The following is an 18,801-nucleotide window of genomic DNA, read 5'->3' on the forward strand; positions in this document are numbered from 1 at the left end:
AAGTCAAAGCTTCGCGCGGCTCATCCATCGTACTAGAATTCCGGGCTTGACCGTGACGCGGGCAACACCAGATGGGTACTATTCCTAATTAATGGCGCATAATTTGCCAAATCACCGAATAATGTTCCATTTAGGCTCCGCAAAGTCCGCCTCATCCTGCTGTTACGCCAGCGCGCCGTCCCGCATCGCGTACCGGAGCCAGTTTCCGGCGCTGTTCCCGTGCCCTGTTTCTCGGCTCGTTCCTCGCCGGGAGCAGGTGCTGAACCACTCCCCCAGCGCGCGGTCGTGGCTGACCATGACCAGTGTCCCTGCGAACTCGGACAGGGCCGCTTCGAGCTGTTCCACCAGCACGGGCGCCAGGTGGTTGGTGGGCTCGTCCACCAGCATCGTCCCGAACCCGCCGAGCAGGAGCCGGGCCAGCGCCAGCCGGCGTTGCTGCCCCGCGGAAAGGCTGCCCACCGGCACGTGGAATTCGCTGGTCCGGAAGAGCCCCAGGCGCAGCAGGGCCTCGGCGTGCTCATCGATGTTGCCGCCCAGGCCCGCGGCAAAAGCGGGCAACAGGCGCAGCGCCGGCCGCTGCGGGAGTTCCAACTCCTGCTGCAGGTAGCCGATCCGGCCGTGCCTCACCACTTTGCCCTGGGCCGGTTCCAGCGTGCCGGCGAGGACGGAGAGCAGCGTGGACTTCCCGGCACCGTTGGGGCCCGTAATGAGGATTTTCTGGCCGGCTTCCACCCGGAAGTCCGTGGGTTCCAGGCGGCCGGGCACGGCGACCCCCTTCGCCTCCAGAGCCGGGCCTTCGGCCACGTCCGCCCGCAGATCCGTCGCCAGCTTCAGGGGCACCGGGGGACGGTCAATGGGGTTTGCCTCCAGCCGGCGCAGCCGCTCCTGGGCGTTGCGGACCTTGCTGGTGGCGGCCTTTTGCCACGTGCCGGCCTTGAAGTCGAAGCCCATTTTGTCGCCGTCGCGCTGGCGGGCGTAGCCCATCTTCCCGGAAACAGTGTCCGCCTGGAGCCGTTCGGCGGCCATCGCGTCCAGCCATCCGTGGTATTGCTGGGCCCAGCGCTGGCGTTCGGCAGCCTTCTCCCGCAGATAGCCTTCATAGCCGTTGCCATACCGGTTGACCGACCGGCGTTCGGCGTCGACCTCAATCACGGTTGAGGCCACTTTGCGCAGCAGGACGCGGTCGTGGGAGACCACCACCACGGTGCCGCGGTGCGCGGCCAGCCGTGCCTCCAGCCAGGCCGTGCCGCTGGCGTCAAGGTGGTTGGTGGGTTCGTCCAGGAGCAGGATATCCGCGGGATCGGCGAGAACGCAGGCCAGTGCCACCCGTTCCTGTTCCCCGCCGGAGAGCGAGCCCAGTGTCCGCATCCGGTCCAGCCCGCCCAGGCCGAGCCGGTCCAGCGCCGCCTCCACCCGGGATTCCGCGGCGTAGCCCTCCCTGAGCTGGTACTGCGTCTGCAGGTTTCCGTAGCGCTCCAGTTCGTCCGCTTCCGCGCCGGCCAGGCCGTCCTCCAGACGGTCCAGCTCGGCCTCCAGCGCGCGCAGCGATTCGAGTGCGGCGTCGATCGCGTCGCTGACGGTGAACTGCTCCGGCAGGCCGTGGGTCTGGGCCAGGTAGCCCACGCGGCCGTGGCTGACGGCCGTGCCCTCGTCCGGGGCCTCGAAGCCGGCCAGGATCCGCAGCAGCGTGGATTTGCCCGCGCCGTTTTCGCCAACGATCGCCACATGTTCTCCGGCCGTGATGGCAATGTCGACGCCGGCAAAGAGCTGGCGGTCCCCATAGCCGTGGGATACGCCCGAAAGGCGGAGATGTTCGCTCAAGGAGTCCTCGCAAGTAGGTGCCAGCCTGCCCGACGGCGGCCTGCAGCCTCAGTATGGCACCGCCGGCCGTCACTGGGGCACTGGGCGCCGGGGCGGGTGCCGCCGTCGGGCGCCGTTGGCCGCTCAGGCGGCGAGCGCCACCGCCTTCTTGCGCCGGGCCTTCGCCAGGCGCGTCCCGATCAGGCCCTGCCGGGGGCTGAACAGATAGACGGCGGCGAAGGCGGCCCCCTGCGTCAGGACCACCATGGCGCCGGACGCGGTGTCCAGGTAGTAGCTGATGTAGATGCCGGCGATGGAACACACTGCGGAAATGACGGGCGCGATCACGAGCATGCGGGAGAACCGGTCCGTCAGCAGATAGGCCGTGGCGCCGGGGATGATCAGCATGGCCACTACCAGCACCACGCCCACGGTCTGCAGCGCCACGACGGAGGTCAGCGCCAGGAGGCCCATCAACAGGGCTCCGAGGCGTTTCGGGGACAGGCCGATTGCGTGGGCGTGTGTGGGGTCGAAGGCGTAGAGGGTCAGGTCACGCCGCTTGAGGATCAGGATGGTGAAGGCGACCACACCCAGCACGAGAACCTGGATGAGGTCAGGGATGCTGACGCCGAGCAGGTTGCCGAAGATGATGTGGTTCAGGTCCGTCTGGCTCGGCGTGACGGAGATGAGCACCAGTCCCAGGGCGAACAGTGAGGTGAACACGATCCCGATCGCCGCGTCCTCCTTCACCCGGCTCGTGTTGCGGACCACACCGATGAGGGTCACGGCAATGAGCGCGAACACCAGCGCCCCCAGGGCGAAGGGCGCCCCAACGATGTAGGCGAGCACGACGCCCGGCAGAACGGCGTGGGAGACGGCGTCGCCCATCAGCGACCAGCCAATCAGCACCAGCCAACAGCTGAGCACGGCGCACACAATCGCAGCCAGCGCCGTGGTGATGATCGCGCGGACCATGAAGTCATAGCTCAGCGGTTCCAGCAGAATGTTGACGAGGTCCATGGTTCAGCTCCTGCCCTGGGGGTTCGATGCGGCGCGGCCAGCGAGGTCAGGGCCAGTGAGGTCAGGGGCAGCAGCCTCCGGGGCGGGCAGATCCCGGTTGAGAACGTCGAGGCCGAAGGCCATGGCCAGGTGCTCGGGTTGCAGGACCACTTCGGGCGGGCCGTGCATCAGGACTTTGCGCATCAGGAGCACGGCTTCGTCGCAGAGATGCGGCAGGGCGTGCAGGTCATGGGTCGAGATCAGGATGGTGCAGCCGTCCGAGGCCAACTCCTTCAGCAGGCGCGTAATGGTTGCCTCGGAGCGCTTGTCCACACCGGCGAACGGCTCATCCAGGAGCATCATCGTGGCGCCCTGGGCGATCCCGCGGGCAACGAACGCGCGCTTCTTCTGCCCGCCCGAGAGCTGACCGATCTGCCGGCCGGCGAACTCGGAGAGTTCCACCCGGTCCAGGGCGAGGTCGACGGCGGCGCGGTCCGCCTTGGACGCCCGGCGGGTGAACCCCTGGTGCCCGTAGCGGCCCATCATCACCACGTCGCGGACGGACAGCGGGAACTGCCAGTCCACGTCCTCGCTCTGCGGGACGTAGCCGATTCCGCCTTCCTTGCGTGCCTTCGCAGGCGGTTCACCGTTGATGAGGACGCGGCCGGCGTCGGGCTTGATCATTCCCATGATCGCCTTGAACAGTGTGGATTTACCGGAGCCGTTCATGCCCACCAGGCCGCAGATCCGGGCAGCCTCAAGCGACAGCGACGCGGCGTCGAGCGCCAGGACGTCGCCGTAATGGACGGTGACGTTTTCCACCAGAATCGCCGGATGGCTCATGATGCCGCTCCTGTCAGGCCTTCGGTGATGATCTTGGAGTCGTGCCGGATGAGGTCAAGATACGTGGGGACGGGCCCGTCAGACTCGGAGAGCGAATCCACGTACAGCACCCCGCCGAATGTCGAACCCGTGGCTCCCACCACCTGGCGCATCGGGGCATCCGACACCGTGGACTCGCAGAAGACGGCAGGGACCTTGTTGGCCTTCACGAATTCGATGGCCTTGGTGATTTGTTGCGGGGTGGCCTGCTGTTCGGCGTTGACGGCCCAGATGTAGACCTCGCGGAGGCCGGCGTCGCGCGCCAGGTAGGAGAATGCGCCCTCGCACGTCACGAGGGCCCGCTGCGCCTCGGGGACGGTGGCGAGCTTCTGGACCATTTCATCCTTCACGGTCTGCAGCTGGGCCTTGTAGGCGGCGCCGTTCGCCTCGAAGACCGCCGCGTTGTCCGGATCAAGCTTGGAGAACGCCTTGACCATGTTGTCCACATAGATTTGAACGTTGACCGGCGACATCCACGCGTGCGGGTTCGGTTTGCCCTGGTAGGCGTCTTCGCCGATGGACATCACCTCCACGCCTTCGCTGACCACGGCGTGCGGAACGTCCAGGCCTTCAACGAACTGGGCAAACCACACCTCCAGGTTCAGGCCGTTGTCCAGGATCAGGTCCGCCTTGGCCGCCTTGCGGATATCGCCGGGCGTGGGCTCGTAGCCGTGGATCTCGGCGCCGGCCTTCGTGATCGATTCGACCTGCAGCTTGTCCCCCGCCACGTTCCGCGCCACGTCGGCTAGGACTGTGAAGGTGGTCAAGACGACGGGCTTCCCGCCCCCGGGCCCCTGGCCCGGCGCGGCACCCCCGCACGCGGTCAGGGACAGGCAGAGAACAATGGCAGCGACGGCGGCTCCGACGGCGCGAACCGGTCGGGATCGGCGGACGACTTTGGCGCACCGAAAAGAAAACTTAGGCATACCGAATATTGTACGGGACCACGCCACCTTGCCTCGGCGCTAGGCTGGGGACATGGGCACAGCTCTCCGCACACCACCCGCGCCGCAGCCGGAGCTTTACCGGTTCTCCCGGCTCGATTTCATCACTGTTGGACTCTATGTTGCCGTGGCCGGTTTATTCGCCGTGGCGGGCAGCCTGCTGGAGCCGCTGCTGCTGCAGCTGTCGCCCAATCCTGCGGTGGCGTCCTACGCGGTGAACCTGATCTTCTACGCAACCGTCGGCGTCCTGGCCCTGACCGCCGCCCGGCGTGTTGCGGTCCGCGATCTCCGCGTCCTGGCCACGAGGCCCTGGTTCACGGCCCTGATGGTGCCGCTGACCGTCGTGGCGATGCTCATCCTCACCGCGGTGCTCGTGGCCCTTAGCGGGCCGGTGCAGACCTCCGCCAACCAGGCCGGCCTCCAGGCGCTCATGCAGCAGGTCCCGGTCTGGCTCATGGTGCCCCTGCTGGTGCTGGTCGGCCCGTTCGTCGAGGAATACATCTTCCGCCATCTGCTGATCGGCAAACTGAGCCGCCGGGTCAACCTCTGGGTCTGCTGCACCATGTCCGTGATTCTCTTCGCGGCCCTGCACATCGTAGGCCAGGAGCAAATGACCCTGCAGGTGCTGATGCCGTACCTCGCCATGGGCGCCGTCCTGGTGTTCGTGTACGTCTGGACCGGGAAGAACGTGATGTTCTCCTACTTCGTCCACGCCTCCAAGAACCTCCTGGCGGTCATCTTCATCTACGCGATTCCGCCGGAGGTGCTCGAACAGCTTCAGCAGGTCCAGGGCTGACCGAAGGAACGCGGCGTCGGAGAGGGCCTGAACCCTACCGCCGCACGCGGCGACGTCGTAGGTTCTTTCCATGACACTGAAAATCCAGATCGTCGTCGACTGTAAGAACCCGCACGAGCTCGCCGACTGGTGGGCCGAAACCCTGGACTGGGCTGTGGAGCCGCAGGATGAGGTGTTCATCCACTCCATGATTGAGCAGGGCTTCGCGACGGAGGCAGAGACCACCACACACCAGGGCAGGCTTGTGTGGCGCGAGGGGGCCGCCATCCGCCCGCCCGAGGAAATCGATGCCAAAGCGCCCGCCCACCGCGTTTTGTTCCAGATTGTCCCGGAAGAAAAATCGGTCAAGAATCGGGTCCACTGGGACGTGCGGCTCGCGGGAGGGGACAAGGACGCCGTGCGGGCCGCCCTTGTTGCCCGCGGCGCGACGTTCCTCTGGTCCGCCAATCAGGGGCCGCATTCCTGGCATACCATGGCGGACCCGGAAGGCAACGAGTTCTGCATCAGCTGACGCGATTACTAGACTCGGACTGTGAGCAACGAAATCCCCGCCAAGGTATCCGACGTCTTTGACCCCTCCCGGTGGCGCACCGTGGCCGGTTTTGACGACTTCCAGGACATGACCTACCACCGGCAGGTGGAGCGCTCCGCCGAGGGAGAAGTGATCCGGGACCTGCCCACCGTCCGCATCGCCTTCGACCGCCCCGAGGTCCGCAATGCCTTCAGGCCCGGCACCGTGGACGAGCTCTACCGTGCCATGGACCACGCCCGGATGACCCCGGACGTGGCCACCGTCCTGCTCACCGGCAACGGCCCCTCCGCCAAGGACGGCGGGCACTCGTTCTGCTCGGGCGGGGACCAGAGGATCCGCGGGCGTGACGGGTACCGCTATGCTGACGGCGAGACCAAGGAATCCATCGACCCCGCCCGCGCCGGCCGGCTGCACATCCTGGAAGTCCAGCGGCTCATGCGCACCATGCCCAAGGTGGTCATCGCCGTCGTCAACGGCTGGGCGGCCGGCGGCGGGCACTCCCTCCACGTGGTCTCGGACCTCACGATCGCCTCCCGCGAGCACGGCAAGTTCAAGCAGACCGACGCCACCGTGGGCAGTTTCGACGCCGGCTACGGCTCGGCCCTCTTGGCCCGCCAGATCGGCCAGAAGTCCGCCCGGGAGATCTTCTTCCTGGCCCGCGAATATTCCGCCGAGGACATGGTCCGGCTGGGCGCCGTCAACGAGGCCGTGGACCACGCCCGCCTCGAGGAGGTCGCCCTGGAATACGCCGCCGACATTGCCCGGCAGTCCCCGCAGGCCATCCGCATGCTCAAGTTCGCCTTCAACCTGGCCGACGACGGCCTGGCCGGCCAGCAGGTCTTCGCCGGCGAGGCGACCCGCCTGGCGTACATGACCGACGAGGCTGTGGAGGGCAAGGAAGCCTTCCTCGAGAAGCGCGATCCCGACTGGTCCGCCTTCCCGTACTACTTCTAAGGCGCGCTGTGACTTCCGGAGCCATAAACATCGAGCCTGCGCTCAAGGCGCTGGCTGCTGCCCTCCACGGCGAGGGCCCCGCCGTCGAACTCTCCGCCGGGCCGGACGGCTCGCCGGTGCTGGGATTCCCTGACACGGCCGGCATCGGGGACGCGGCCGTCGTGGTGCGGACCTCCGGGTCCACCGGCACACCGAAGGCGACCGTCCTGACCGTCGATGCCCTGGCGGCCTCGTCCGTGGCGACCGCCTTTGCGCTCAAGGGCGAGGGGCAGTGGCTGCTGGCGCTTCCCGTCCAGTATGTGGCCGGCGTCCAGGTGCTGGTCCGCTCGCTCTTTGCGGGGACCCGCCCGTGGGTCATGGACCTCTCCGGCGGTTTTACGCCGGAGGCCTTCACCGCGGCGGCGCTGGAGCTCACGGACAAGCTCCGTTTCACCTCGCTGGTGCCCACCCAGCTCCAGCGGCTTCTGGACGCGCCCTCCGCCGAGACGCTGGCGGTGCTGCGGCGTTTCAACGCCATCCTGCTCGGCGGCGGTCCCGCGTCCGCGGAGCTGCTCGCCGCAGCCAGGGACGCCGGAGTGCGGGTGGTGACCACCTACGGCTCGTCCGAGACCTGCGGCGGGTGCGTGTACGACGGCTTCCCGCTCGAGGACGTCCTGGTCCGCGTGCAGGACGACGGCCGCATCCTGCTGGGCGGGGCAACCATTGCCGCCGGCTATCTTCAGGCCCCCGAGCTCTCGGCAGCGGCGTTCATCGAAGCGGACGGCGTCCGCTGGTACCGGACCAATGACCTCGGTGAGCTGGACGCCGACGGCCGGCTCACCGTGCTCGGCCGCGCCGACGACGTCGTCATCACCGGCGGCGTCAAAGTTTCGGCCGCGCATGTCCAGGCTGAGCTGGAAAAGCTCGACGGCGTCCGGGCGGCTTTTGTCGCCGGTGTGCCGTCCGCCGAGTGGGGCCATGCCCTGGCCGCGTACGTCGCCGTGGCCGACAGTTCGCCGGAAGGGCTGGCGGCGTTCGCCGACCGCCGGAACGAGACCTGGGCACCGTCGCTGGGCGCGCTGGCCCCGAAAACGGTGCTGCCCGCCGCGGAACTGCTCATGCTGCCCAACGGCAAACCGGACCGGCTCGGCATGACGGTCCTGCTGGACGCCCTCCATCAGGGAAAATAGACAAGCGCGTCCGGCTTCCGGCCGCGTGTTTCAACCAACGAGCATTCAACCTACCAACGAGGTACTGACCGTGGCCACAGCCGCACAATGGATCCAAGGCGCCCGACTGCGCACCCTGCCGGCCGCGATCGCACCGGTGCTGATCGGCAGCGCAGCCGCCTATGAGATGGATTCGTTCATCCTGCTGAACGCCGTGCTGGCCGCCCTGGTCGCCCTGCTCCTGCAGATCGGCGTCAACTACGCCAATGACTACTCGGACGGGATCCGGGGCACGGATGAGGACCGGGTGGGTCCGCTCCGGCTGGTGGGCTCGGGTGCCGCCAGCCCGGAGCACGTCAAACGGGCCGCGTTCGCGGCCTTCGGGCTCGCGATGCTGTTCGGCCTGATCCTCGTGATCATCACACAGGCCTGGTGGCTGATCCTGGTCGGCGTCGGCTGCGTGCTGGCCGCCTGGGGCTATACCGGCGGCAAGAACCCGTACGGCTATCTCGGCCTGGGCGACGTCTTCGTGTTTGTGTTCTTCGGCCTCGTCGCAACGCTTGGCACCACGTACACCCAGGCGGGGCAACTGAGCCTCGCCGCAATCATCGGGGCGATCGGCACCGGACTGATTGCGTGCGCCCTGCTGATGGCCAACAACGTCCGCGACATCCCGACCGACAGGAAGGCGGGGAAGAAAACCCTGGCCGTGCGGCTCGGGGACAAGCACGCGCGCGAAAGCTACGTGCTGATGCTGGCCGTAGCGATCCTGCTGGTCATCGTCCTGGCCCCCGCCCGGCCCTGGATGCTGATTGTGCTCCTGCTGATCCCCGCCAGCCTCATGCCGTCCTGGCTGATGATCTCCGGGCGGCGCCGCAAAAGCCTGATCCCGGTCCTGAAGCAGACCGGACTGATCAACCTCGGCTTCGCCGCGCTGTTTTCACTCGGGCTCGTCCTCAGCCACGGCTTCTAGGCCGGGGGCTCAGGCCCCGGTTGCCCAGGACTGCATGGGACCGGCGCGGGGGCTCAGGCCCCGGGCTGCCGGGAATCTTTGGGGCCGTTGTCCGTGCGGACGGCAATGTCGGGGTTCTCGTCCACGAGGCGGTCTTCGGCCTCGGCGTCGGCCACCTCACCGGCGCTGCGCATCGGCTTGGCCTTGCCCGAGAACCGGTGGTGGAGCGTCGCGGTGGCCGCGTCGCGCTGCTTCTGGAAGAACAGGAAGCTGACGGCGAAAGACATCATCCCGGCGCAAAGTGCGGCCAGGAGCACCCCCAGCTGAAGGTAGAGGAAGAGCGCGAACAAGGGCGCAAACAGCGCCAGCCGAATCAGGGTGTATTTGAGGAAAGCCACGCCTCAAGTTTAGCCGCCAGGACGGCGCGTTGCTTCGGCCATCCCGTTCCCCGCGGCCGCGGTGCCGGTGGCCTGCACCCGGGCATAGTGACCTGCGCCGTCGAGGCGCCCGACGGCTAGACTGAAGGTATGCTCCGTGTAGTGGTTCCGATCGTCATACTGGCCGTGTTTGTCTATGGACTGGTCGACCTCATCCGCACTGACGCGCGGCTGACCAGGGGCATCTCCAAGACCGCCTGGATCTTCGTGCAGGTCCTCCTCCCGGTGGTCGGCGCCACCCTGTGGTTTCTCATTGGACGCCCCCGCGCCACGGACACCGCACCGGTTGCCTACAGCCACCCGGTAGCGCCCGATGACGACCCCGAGTTCCTGCGCAACCTTGAGATCCGCCGCCGCAACCAGGCCGAGGCCGACAGGCTCAAGAAGCTCAAGGAAGAATTCGACGCCAAGGGCCGCAAGCACGACGCCGGCAACGCGGAAGCCGGCGGCACCGAAGGCGCCGGCGATGCCCACGAACCCGGCGACGCCGGAACTCCCGGCACTGACGAAGTCAAGTAGGGGTCAAGTAGCACCATTCCGGGCCTCCAGTTGCGGCCGTTCGCCCCAAATGGCCGGAATCCCACGCCCTAAGCGGCCGTCTCCGTCAAATGGCGCCATTCATCCGCGCCCCCGTCTGCTGCCCACACCGCCCACTCCTCCCCCACACTGTGGCCGCTCTGTGGATAACCTCCGAGCCTTCTCGGCGCGGGCGCAGAATGCCCGGATGCGCCAGCCCAGTGAGCTTCCCCCGCATCTTCGAAACCAGCCCTTCACCGTGGCCGCGGCCCGCACTGCCGGGGTGGGGCGACGACGGACCCGGGCCAGGGATCTCGTCAGCCCCTGTTACGGGGTGCGCGCCACGGCCGCCACCCCAGACAGTTTGCTGAAACGTGTGCATGCCCTGACTGCCGTGACGGGCGCAATCGTGAGCCACCTGTCCGCGGCTGTGCTGTGGGGATTTCCCCTGCCGCGGGCCCTGGAGAACCTGGCGGTCATCCATCTGACGAGTCGGCCGGGCCAGCGGGCGGTGCGGCATAAGAATGTGGTGGGCCATCAGCAGGCACTCGAACCGGAGGAAATCGTGACCGGGGTCAAGGTGAACTGCACCTCACCGCTGCGGACGTGGTTCGATCTCGCCGGCATACTAAGCCTCGATGACTTGGTGATTGCCGGGGACTTCCTGCTGCGGCGGAGAAATCCATTGACCACTCCATGAGCTGGACGCGTTCCTCGCCGGGAAGCAAGGCAGGGCGGGCTACCGGCGCGCCATGCAAGCCTGCTCCCTGATACGCGCCGGCACGGACTCCCCCAAGGAGACCGAACTCCGGCTCATCCTGATTCGGCATGGCCTGCCCGAACCCGGAATCAACGTCCCCATGTTCGATGAAACCGGCGGTTGGATTCAGGACCCGGATCTCTCCTATGAGCAAGAAAGGATCGCGATCCAGTACGACGGCGGTCACCACGCCGGTCCGGCCCAGCGTCGCAGCGACATCTTCCGGGATGAGAACGCAAGGGATGCCGGGTGGCGCGTCGTCGTATTGACCCAATGGCACTTGACCCCGCCCGGCCCTGGGATGGAGCCGGCCGCGGTTACCCGCGTGCGTGCGGCGCTGACGGAGCGCGGCTGGACCCCGGACCCGGGCCAAAAGCCGGGGCGGCGTAAGCGTGCCCGCCTCCAGCCGCACCCACCTGACACGAATGGCCGCTAAGAACATCGGCTTAGCGGCCATCTGTGGCGAATCGATGGAGCCCGGTCCCGGAAGGATCCGGCTGCGGTGCGGCTTACAGTCCCGAGTAGGAGTGCAGGCCGTTGAAGAACTGGTTCACGATCGTGAAGTTGAAGACCACGCACAGGTAGCCGACGATCGACAGCCAGGCGGCACGGGTTCCGGTCCAGCCGCGGGTGGCACGGGCGTGCAGGTAGCCGGCGTAGACCACCCAGATGACGAACGTCCAGACTTCCTTCGTGTCCCAGCCCCAGAACCGGCCCCAGGCCTTCTCCGCCCAGATGGCGCCGAACATGAGCGTAAAGGTCCAGCCGACGAACGCGATCGCGTTGATGCGGTAGGACAGGTTCTCCAGGCTCAGGGCGTTCGGGACCAGGCGCATGAACCCGAGCTTGTCGGCGCCGCCGGCGGCGATGGTCTTCTGCCGGTGCGACTGCACGAGCTGAAGCGCGGACATGGCGAAGGTCAGGGTGAACAGGGCCGAGGACATCACCGCGATGGACACGTGGATGATCAGCCAGTAGCTCTGCAGCGCCGGCACGAGGTGGCCCACGGGGGTCCAGAAGGCGATGGAGGCCGCGACCAGCATAATGATGGCCAGCCCGATCACAAACGTGCCCAGGAAGCGCAGGTCGCGGCGGATCAGCACCAGCAGGAAGACGGCCACAGCCACGAACGCGCCCGTCGTGAGGAATTCGTACATGTTGCCCCACGGCACCCGGCCGGCACCCAGCGCGCGGGTGATCACGCCGGCCGCATGAATCGCGGCGCCGAGGACGGTCAGCGCGACGGCCACCCGGGCGGGGGCGCGCCGCTCGCCGGCGTAGCGCATGCTGCCGTCGGCGGTCTGGCCCGCGCCCGCCGCGGTGCCGCGGCGGGAGGTGGCCGACGTCGGACGCTCGGCACGGCCTGCCGGTCCGCTGACGTCCGCATCGGAGCGGGCGACGTCGGCTCCGGCGGCCGCCGCACCGACGCCGACGGGAACCCGCGCGGCATCGGCTTCGGCCGCCCCGGAGAGCTCTGCGGCCTTGAGGTCCACCGCGCGCAGCGTCTTGCTGCTCTTGGCCAGATCCCAGGCGAAGGCGATGAACGCCACCGTGTACGTGCCGGCGGCCAGCAGCATGAACAGCTCGCTGTACTGGCCCATGGTTTCGTTGATCGAGAACGGCATTACTGGTCCTTCTTCGACTCGGAAGAGCCGGCTGTTGACTGGATGAAGTCTTCTGCGGGTTGTTCAGGAGAGGCGTCCGTGCCGCTGGCACCGTTCGCGGCGGTATCCGCCCGGTCATTATCCGCTGTTGCGCTGGGAGCGGGCTGGGAGCCGGTTGGGGCGTCATCGCCCAGCAGCCAATCGTCGGAAAGGAGTTTGCGGATGGCCGCGGCCTCCCCGGCCAGGCGGTGGTCTTCACCGCGGGCCAGCAGACCGTACTCCACCATGGTCCGTCCGTCCTCGTGGGTGCCCGTGCGGACCCAGACGCGGCGGCGGTTCACGTAGAGCGAGGTCACCAGACCGGCGACGGCCAGGAGCGCGAAGATCAGGGCGTAGAGCTGGCCGGGGTTGTGGTGGATGTCCACGCCGATGTAGCGCTTGACGCCGTCGAAGCTGATGGAACCCTTGCCGTTCGGCAGCGTGTAGCTGCTTCCGGGCGCCAGGACGATGCCCTTCGTGTCCAGGTTGCGGGCGTTGAGCGGCGTGAGTTTCTTGACGTCGAGCTCGAAGACGTTCTGCGGGGAGCCCGCGTCGAGGCCGAGGTCGCCGAAGTAGGAGTTGAGCGTCAGCTGCGGGTTGATGAGTTCCGGATCCCCGCTGAAGGACACCCCTTGGTCGGTGACGAACGCCGTCGGCAGGAAGAACCCGGCGAAGGCGAGCTGTTCCGGTTTGGCGTCCGGGACCTTGATGACCACGGAGGAGTAGTAGTTCTCGCCCTGGAGCTTGGCGACCACGGGACCTTGCATGGCAACATTGCCGGCGCCGTCGCGGATGGTGACCACGGGAGCGTAGCCGTTGCCCGTGAGGTACACGCTGGTGCCGCCGAGGCTGAGGGGGTCGTTGACCTTGAGCACCTCTTTCTTGGCGGGTGCGTCCGGATTTTCCTTCGTGGTCACGGCGGCGGTGAAGTCGATGGGCTGACCGAACTTGCCCTTCGATTCGCGGTCGAAGGTGATGTCGAACTTGTCCAGCTGGACCGAATAGGGCTGCAGCTGGCTGCTCTGGAAATTGGTGCCGGGGGTGAACTGGTCGTAGCCGACGAGGGTGTTGACGAATGTGTCCCCCTCCACCAGGATCCGCTGCCCGCTGTAGCCGAAGAGGCCGCCGGCCGCCACCGAGACCAGCACCCCGATCAGTGCGGTGTGGAAGACGAGGTTGCCGACTTCCTTCAGGAAGCCGCGCTCGGCACCCAAAGACGGGCGGCCGCCGTCGCGGTCCCGAACGTCGACGCGGTATCCGCGCTTTTTCAGCAGCTCGGCGGCGTCGGTGATGGCGGCCGACGCCGGGATCCCGGCGTCGGCCGGAATCACCAGGGTGCCGTATTCGGGAAGCCTGGACAGGCGGGCGGGGGTGCGCGGGGGCTGGGAGCGCATCGCCTTGTAGTGCGCGATGGCGCGCGGGATCACGCAGCCGATCAGCGAGACGAACAGCAGGATGTAGATCGCCGAAAACCAGGCCGAGGAGTAGACGTCGTAGAGCTGCACCGAGTCCAGGATTGCGCCGTAGTCCGGGTGGTCCTTGATGTACTGCGTGACAATCGCCGGGTTGGCCGGGCGCTGCGGGAACAGCGAGCCGGGCACGGCGGCGACGGCCAGCAGCAAGAGCAGGAACAGGGCTGTGCGCATGCTGGTCAGCTGCGTCCACGCCCACCGGAGCATGCCCAACGGACCCAGGGTGGGCAGGACGGCCTCGGGCTTCGGGGACTTCTTCTTTTCGTTCACGCGCTCGCTCATCAGATTGGCAATTTCACATCGGTTTGGAACCAGTACTGCAACCCGGAGACCCAGGTGCCCCACACGCCGCTCGCCATCAGGATCCCGAGCAGGATCAGGATGCCGCCTCCGGTGCGCTGGATGGCGAGCCGGTGGTTGCGGAAGAAGGACATCACGCCGATGCCGCGGCGCACGGCCAGGGCGATCAGCAGGAACGGGATTCCCAGCCCAAGGCTATAGACGAACGCCAGGAACGCCCCCTTGGCCGCCGAGGAGCCGCCGGAGAGGCTAAGCAGCTGGACGGCCGAATACGTCGGACCGATGCACGGTGCCCAGCCCAGCCCGAAGGTGATGCCCAGCAAGGGCGCGCCCCAGAGGCCGGCCGGCGGTTTGGCGTGGATCTTGGCATCGCGCTGGAGCCAGCCGAAGCCGCCCATGAACACCACGCCCATGACGATCACCAGGACGCCCAGCAGCTGGGTGATCCACGTGTTCTGCGAGCCCGTGATGACGCTGCCCAGCTGCCCGAAGGCGCCGCCGAGCAGCACGAAGATCACGGAGAAGCCGAGGACGAACAGCCCGATGCCGGCCAGCATGCGCCCGCGCCGTTGCTTCTGCAGGTCGACGCCGGTCAGTCCCGTGACGTAGCCCAGGTATCCGGGCACCAGCGGGAGGACGCAGGGCGAGAGGAAGGAGACCAGTCCGGCCAGCAGTGCGACGGGAATGGCAAGCAGGAGCGATCCGTTCAGGATGGCTTCGGCGAAGGGGCTGTTCACAGTGGGGCCGCGCTACTCGGCCACGGCGGCGGCGATGAGGGACTTCAGGGTGCCCTGCTGGATTTCGCCCAGGACCCGGGAGGCGACGCGGCCCTGCTTGTCCAGCACGAGGGTGGTAGGCACGGCGCCGGGCGGCACGAGTCCGGAGACGGCCAGCAGCACGGCGCCGTCCTTGTCATTGAAGCTCGGGTACGTCAGGTTGAAGGTCTTGTCGAACGCGTCGGCCGTGGCCTTCTCATCGCGCAGGTTGACGCCGAAGAACTGCACGCCCTTGGTCTTGAATTCCTGGTTCAGCGCCTCGAGGGAGGGCGCCTCGACCCGGCAGGGGGCGCAGGCGGCGAACCAGAAGTTCAGCACGGTCACCTTGCCGGGGAAGTCCGCCGACGTGACGGCCGTGCCGTCGAACAGCGTCCCCTTGAGCGCCACGGGACTCTTGCGGTCCGCGACGGCGAACTCGGTGACGGACCCGTCGCCGGCCACATAGTTCTTGTTGTCCCCGGCCTTGGCCTGTTTGGCGAGGGCGTCGTCCTGGGCGCAGCCGGACAGCCCGAACACGGCGGCCAGCGCGGCCCCGCCGGCGGTCAGGACCCGGCGGCGGGACAAAGGAGTTTCTTCGCGGCGGTTCGCGGCCATGGTCAGGCTCCCGGGGTGCTGGCGGCACCGGGCAGCAGGGCGGCAGCGGGCTCGCTGTAGTCGACGCGCACGAGGCCGCCGGCGTCGTCGAACACCAGGGACGTCAGGGACGTCAGCGTGCATTCGCGCTTGCGGGGGTCGTGCCACAACGGCCGTCCTTCGGCGCTGAGCCGCGTGGCCCAGATGGGCAGCTGGTGGCTGACAAGGATGGCTTCGGCCCCGTTGCCGCCCAGCTCGAGGGCCCGGACGCGTGCGTCCTGGACTGCCGCGATGACCCGCGCGGCCTGCTCCTTGTAGGGCTCACCCCACGAGGGCCGTAAAGGGTTGTACAGCCGGGCCCAGTGCTTGGGCCGCAGCAGCTCCGCTTTGGAGACGTGGAGGCCCTCAAAGTAGTTCGCGGCCTCGATGATGCGGGCTTCGGTGGCAATCTCCAGGCCCAGGGCGTCGGCGATCGGCTGCGCAGTCTCCTGCGCGCGGGTCAGCGGGGACGCGGCGAGGTGGACAATCCGGGCCCCTTGCGCGGAACGGTCCCTGAAGTGTTCCGCCAGGGTGCGGGCCATCTCCCGGCCGAGTTCGGAGAGGTGGAATTCCGGCAGCCTGCCGTACAGGACACCATCGGGATTGTGGACCTCGCCGTGGCGGAGCAAATGAACAGTGGCTTGGGGCATGTCTACCAGTTTCTCAAAGATGCCGGTCGATCTGAAATCTTCTACAGGAGGTAGAACTGAGGAGTTTGGAAAAATGTTCCCCGGAGTTGGAATAAAAGATGCAAATGCATGTTTATACTGGGTGAAGCAGTTAGTTGAGAGTTCAACCAATGATGCTTCAACTAGCGATCAGACGAACCACCGCAGTACCAACCCGACTCAAGGAGAACCACCATGGCACTTCCCGCAAACGTCACCACCGGCACCTGGACCCTCGACCCGTCGCACAGCGAGATCGGCTTCACCGTCCGCCACGCCGGCATCAGCAAGGTCCGCGGTCAGTTCACCGACGCCTCAGCCACCCTGGACCTCGCCGAGAACGTCACCGACTCCAAGGTCAACGCCTCGATCAAGACCGCAAGCTTCGACTCCGGCGACGCCAACCGCGACGGCCACGTCCGCGGCGAGGACTTCTTCGACGTCGAGACGTTCCCGGAGATCTCCTTTGTCTCCAACACCATCGTCCCCAAGGGCGACGCCTACGAGCTTCAGGGCGACCTCACCATCAAGGGCATCACCCGCCCCGTGGCCCTCGAGACCGAATTCAACGGCGTGGCCGTCGATCCCTTCGGCAACACCCGCGCCGGCCTCAGCGCCGAAACCACGATCAGCCGCAAGGACTTCGGCCTGACCTGGAACGCCGTCCTCGAAGCCGGCGGCGTGCTGGTCAGCGACAAGGTTGCCATTAACCTGGAACTGGCCTTCATCGCTCCCGCAGCGTAGTCAGTATTCAACAGGTCCGGTCCCGGTCACTCCAGTCCGGGCCCGATGGCCGACGCCGGTCGGCCGGCTCCAGCGCCCTGCTTCATCTTCGCGATGAAGCAGGGCGCTGTTGTTTGCGCCGCTGCTATTTGCCCCTGTTGGACGCCGCCGGCGGGCACCGGGACGCGGCTGCAGATTCCCTAGATAACAGGGAAACGGCGGTCTACAGTGAGAGCCATGAGCAACCCGAGTGATGTACCTCCGCAGCAGCCGGGCGCCCAGCCACCGGCGTCGGGCAACGTCCCGCCCGCGGGACCGCAGCAGCCCCCGGCCAACCCGCCGTTCCCTCCGGGCTACCAGGCACCGCCGCCGGGGTACCAGGCACCGCCGCCGGGGTACCAGGCACCGCCGCCGGGCTACCAGGCACCGCCGCCGGGGTACCAGGGCGGGCCGGCGCCTGCCAGCGGATTCCGCTTCGAGATGCCCACCGACCGCCCCCGGAACTTCGGCGATGCACTGCCGGCGGGCGGTCTCTCCGGCATGTTCAAGGTCGCTGCAATGCCCACCGAGCTGAAGGTCTCGTACTGGATCTGGCTTATCGGCGGGCTCCTGGGACTCCTCGGTGGAATCATCGGGTTATTCGGGTCCTTCGTTTTGATCGCCTTCGCGCCGGCAGTCGGGCTCCTGGTGCTGTTGCTCGTCATCGTGGCGCTCATGCTGGCAACTGCTCAGATCATCCTGGCGATGAAGATGAAGGAAGGCCGGGAATGGGCCCGCTTCGCCCTCACCATCCTTGTTGGCATCTCCTTGGTGCTGGCACTCATCAGTTCCGGCATCGCGGACGGCCGGGCGGGCGGAAACCTGCCGGGCTTCCTCATCAGCCTGGTGGCGACCGTGCTCATGTGGCTGCCGAACGCACAGGCCTGGTTCGTCGCCAACCGGGGCCGAATTTAGGCCTGCCGCCGCACAGGGCACCTTCCGGATCGTGGCAGCGCCAGGGCTCCCCCGCCGCCACTCGCCGGCCACCGAATGAGGGTTGAGAATACCTCTCCGGAATGATCCGCGCGGGGGCCAGCCCGCGGTACGGTTGAGCTAAACCATGCTGGGGGCAGGGCAGGATCTCTGATCCCGGTGGCCGATTCGATCGATCGACACGCAAAGGACCGCTTCATGAGCAACCCGCCAGTCCAGCCCCCACCTTCCGACGGCTCCGAGCCGGGCCAGGAATCCACTCCAGCCCCGCAGACGCCCCCGGCCTACGGCCAGAACGCCCCCCAGRCRCCGCARTACGGCCAGTCCCCCTACGGTCAGTCCCCCTACGCCCAGTACCCGTCCGAACAGCCGCAGGCTCAGGGCGCGGTTCCCCAGCTGGTCAATACTTCGTTCTGGCTGATCATCGCAGCCGGAGCCCTCTGGGTCATCTCGATGCTGGTGTCCCTGGGAACCCTGGACAGCCCTGCCGTCAGGGACATGTTCGAGCAGCAGATGGCAGCGAGCGGCACGAGCATCGATTTCGAATCCATCAAGGGTGTGCTGATCGGCACCATCGTGGTGTTCGCCGCCATCAGCGCCGGGCTTTACGCCCTCGTGGCATTCAATGTCCGCAAGGGCAAGAACTGGGCCCGCATCCTGGGCACGGTGTTCGCCGCCTTGTCGGTCTTCAACATCATCCCGCTCAGCCTCGCCACCCTTGCGGCACTGGTCGGCATCGCGGCCATCGTGCTGCTTTACCTGCCCGCGGCAGCGCCGTACTTCCAGAAGCGGCAGCCCTTTGCCAACCCCTACGGACAGCCCGGAGCCCCGTTCGGGAAGTAACTTCGCCAGTCTCCGCCCTTAGGGAACCACCCAGCGGCGCAGGACCCGGAAGACGCCGGCCTTAGTCGGCGT

21 protein-coding genes are annotated in these 18,801 nt (G+C 67.2%); 11 read left to right on the plus strand and 10 right to left on the minus strand.

Annotated elements, in window-relative coordinates:
- Positions 1 to 162: 162 nt before the first annotated feature.
- From AC1DXI_RS09140 to AC1DXI_RS09155, 4 genes are all read right to left on the minus strand, one after another.
- Positions 163 to 1,821, minus strand: a complete 1,659-nt coding sequence (locus AC1DXI_RS09140) for an ABC-F family ATP-binding cassette domain-containing protein (protein ID WP_476938315.1) — start codon at positions 1,819 to 1,821, stop codon at positions 163 to 165.
- A gap of 123 nt (positions 1,822 to 1,944) precedes the next feature.
- Entirely contained in the window at positions 1,945 to 2,820 is an 876-nt protein-coding gene (locus AC1DXI_RS09145) for a metal ABC transporter permease (RefSeq protein WP_476938316.1), read from the minus strand.
- Positions 2,821 to 2,823: 3 nt separating this feature from the next.
- Entirely contained in the window at positions 2,824 to 3,642 is an 819-nt protein-coding gene (locus tag AC1DXI_RS09150; protein WP_476938317.1) for a metal ABC transporter ATP-binding protein, read from the minus strand.
- Entirely contained in the window at positions 3,639 to 4,607 is a 969-nt protein-coding gene (locus tag AC1DXI_RS09155; protein WP_476938318.1) for a metal ABC transporter substrate-binding protein, read from the minus strand. Before AC1DXI_RS09155 ends, AC1DXI_RS09150 begins: the two co-directional genes overlap by 4 nt.
- Positions 4,608 to 4,659: 52 nt before the next feature.
- Between AC1DXI_RS09155 and AC1DXI_RS09160 the strand changes: the two genes are divergently transcribed.
- The 5 genes from AC1DXI_RS09160 to AC1DXI_RS09180 all read left to right on the plus strand — a co-directional run bounded on the left by AC1DXI_RS09160 (position 4,660) and on the right by AC1DXI_RS09180 (position 9,028).
- A complete protein-coding gene (locus tag AC1DXI_RS09160) occupies positions 4,660 to 5,421 on the plus strand; it encodes a lysostaphin resistance A-like protein (RefSeq protein WP_476938319.1) in 762 nt (253 codons plus the stop codon).
- 70 nt (positions 5,422 to 5,491) lie between these two features.
- Complete coding sequence (locus AC1DXI_RS09165) at positions 5,492 to 5,932, plus strand: VOC family protein (protein WP_476938320.1); 441 nt, start codon at positions 5,492 to 5,494, stop codon at positions 5,930 to 5,932.
- 21 nt (positions 5,933 to 5,953) lie between these two features.
- A complete protein-coding gene (locus AC1DXI_RS09170; RefSeq protein WP_476938321.1) occupies positions 5,954 to 6,907 on the plus strand; it encodes a 1,4-dihydroxy-2-naphthoyl-CoA synthase in 954 nt (317 codons plus the stop codon).
- 8 nt (positions 6,908 to 6,915) lie between these two features.
- Positions 6,916 to 8,076, plus strand: coding sequence for an AMP-binding protein (locus AC1DXI_RS09175; protein WP_476938322.1), 1,161 nt, complete (start codon positions 6,916 to 6,918; stop codon positions 8,074 to 8,076).
- Positions 8,077 to 8,146: 70 nt separating this feature from the next.
- The gene (locus tag AC1DXI_RS09180) at positions 8,147 to 9,028 is read left to right on the plus strand and encodes a 1,4-dihydroxy-2-naphthoate polyprenyltransferase (protein ID WP_018775061.1); all 882 of its coding nucleotides are present in this window, start codon (positions 8,147 to 8,149) and stop codon (positions 9,026 to 9,028) included.
- Positions 9,029 to 9,081: 53 nt separating this feature from the next.
- Here the strand turns inward: AC1DXI_RS09180 and AC1DXI_RS09185 are convergent, their stop codons facing one another.
- Positions 9,082 to 9,405 carry a DUF4229 domain-containing protein gene (locus tag AC1DXI_RS09185; RefSeq protein ID WP_476938323.1) on the minus strand — a complete coding sequence of 108 codons (324 nt, stop codon included), beginning with the start codon at positions 9,403 to 9,405 and terminating at the stop codon, positions 9,082 to 9,084.
- A 129-nt stretch (positions 9,406 to 9,534) separates the two neighbouring features.
- Between AC1DXI_RS09185 and AC1DXI_RS09190 the strand changes: the two genes are divergently transcribed.
- The 3 genes from AC1DXI_RS09190 (at position 9,535) to AC1DXI_RS09200 (ending at position 11,156) form a co-directional block, all read left to right on the plus strand.
- On the plus strand, positions 9,535 to 9,963 hold the full coding sequence (locus AC1DXI_RS09190) for a PLD nuclease N-terminal domain-containing protein (RefSeq protein WP_018775059.1): 429 nt from the start codon (positions 9,535 to 9,537) through the stop codon (positions 9,961 to 9,963).
- Between the two features lie 205 nt (positions 9,964 to 10,168).
- The gene (locus AC1DXI_RS09195; protein WP_476938324.1) at positions 10,169 to 10,660 is read left to right on the plus strand and encodes a hypothetical protein; all 492 of its coding nucleotides are present in this window, start codon (positions 10,169 to 10,171) and stop codon (positions 10,658 to 10,660) included.
- 160 nt (positions 10,661 to 10,820) lie between these two features.
- Entirely contained in the window at positions 10,821 to 11,156 is a 336-nt protein-coding gene (locus AC1DXI_RS09200) for a hypothetical protein (protein ID WP_476938325.1), read from the plus strand.
- Positions 11,157 to 11,229: 73 nt separating this feature from the next.
- Here the strand turns inward: AC1DXI_RS09200 and ccsB are convergent, their stop codons facing one another.
- Genes ccsB through AC1DXI_RS09225 form a run of 5 tightly spaced genes read right to left on the minus strand, consistent with a single transcriptional unit; the run spans position 11,230 to position 16,173 of the window.
- Positions 11,230 to 12,345, minus strand: a complete 1,116-nt coding sequence (gene ccsB / locus AC1DXI_RS09205; protein ID WP_018775057.1) for a c-type cytochrome biogenesis protein CcsB — start codon at positions 12,343 to 12,345, stop codon at positions 11,230 to 11,232.
- Entirely contained in the window at positions 12,345 to 14,117 is a 1,773-nt protein-coding gene (gene resB, locus AC1DXI_RS09210; RefSeq protein WP_476938326.1) for a cytochrome c biogenesis protein ResB, read from the minus strand. Before resB ends, ccsB begins: the two co-directional genes overlap by 1 nt.
- Positions 14,117 to 14,872: a cytochrome c biogenesis CcdA family protein gene (locus tag AC1DXI_RS09215; protein ID WP_018775055.1), complete on the minus strand. Its 756-nt coding sequence runs from the start codon at positions 14,870 to 14,872 to the stop codon at positions 14,117 to 14,119. The genes resB and AC1DXI_RS09215 overlap by 1 nt, the downstream gene beginning before the upstream one ends.
- A gap of 12 nt (positions 14,873 to 14,884) precedes the next feature.
- Positions 14,885 to 15,505 (minus strand): TlpA family protein disulfide reductase, encoded by a 621-nt coding sequence (locus AC1DXI_RS09220; protein WP_197026116.1) that lies wholly within the window; start codon positions 15,503 to 15,505, stop codon positions 14,885 to 14,887.
- 2 nt (positions 15,506 to 15,507) lie between these two features.
- Positions 15,508 to 16,173 (minus strand): histidine phosphatase family protein, encoded by a 666-nt coding sequence (locus AC1DXI_RS09225; protein ID WP_476938327.1) that lies wholly within the window; start codon positions 16,171 to 16,173, stop codon positions 15,508 to 15,510.
- A gap of 213 nt (positions 16,174 to 16,386) precedes the next feature.
- Here AC1DXI_RS09225 and AC1DXI_RS09230 point away from each other — a divergent pair, with 213 nt between their 5' ends.
- The 3 genes from AC1DXI_RS09230 to AC1DXI_RS09240 all read left to right on the plus strand — a co-directional run bounded on the left by AC1DXI_RS09230 (position 16,387) and on the right by AC1DXI_RS09240 (position 18,729).
- Positions 16,387 to 16,935, plus strand: coding sequence for a YceI family protein (locus AC1DXI_RS09230; protein WP_018775052.1), 549 nt, complete (start codon positions 16,387 to 16,389; stop codon positions 16,933 to 16,935).
- A 216-nt stretch (positions 16,936 to 17,151) separates the two neighbouring features.
- Positions 17,152 to 17,868 (plus strand): hypothetical protein, encoded by a 717-nt coding sequence (locus AC1DXI_RS09235; RefSeq protein WP_476938328.1) that lies wholly within the window; start codon positions 17,152 to 17,154, stop codon positions 17,866 to 17,868.
- Positions 17,869 to 18,084: 216 nt separating this feature from the next.
- Positions 18,085 to 18,729, plus strand: a complete 645-nt coding sequence (locus AC1DXI_RS09240; RefSeq protein WP_476938329.1) for a hypothetical protein — start codon at positions 18,085 to 18,087, stop codon at positions 18,727 to 18,729.
- The last annotated feature ends 72 nt before the right edge of the window (positions 18,730 to 18,801 follow it).

Source organism: Arthrobacter sp. P1_H7 (genome assembly GCF_056405215.1).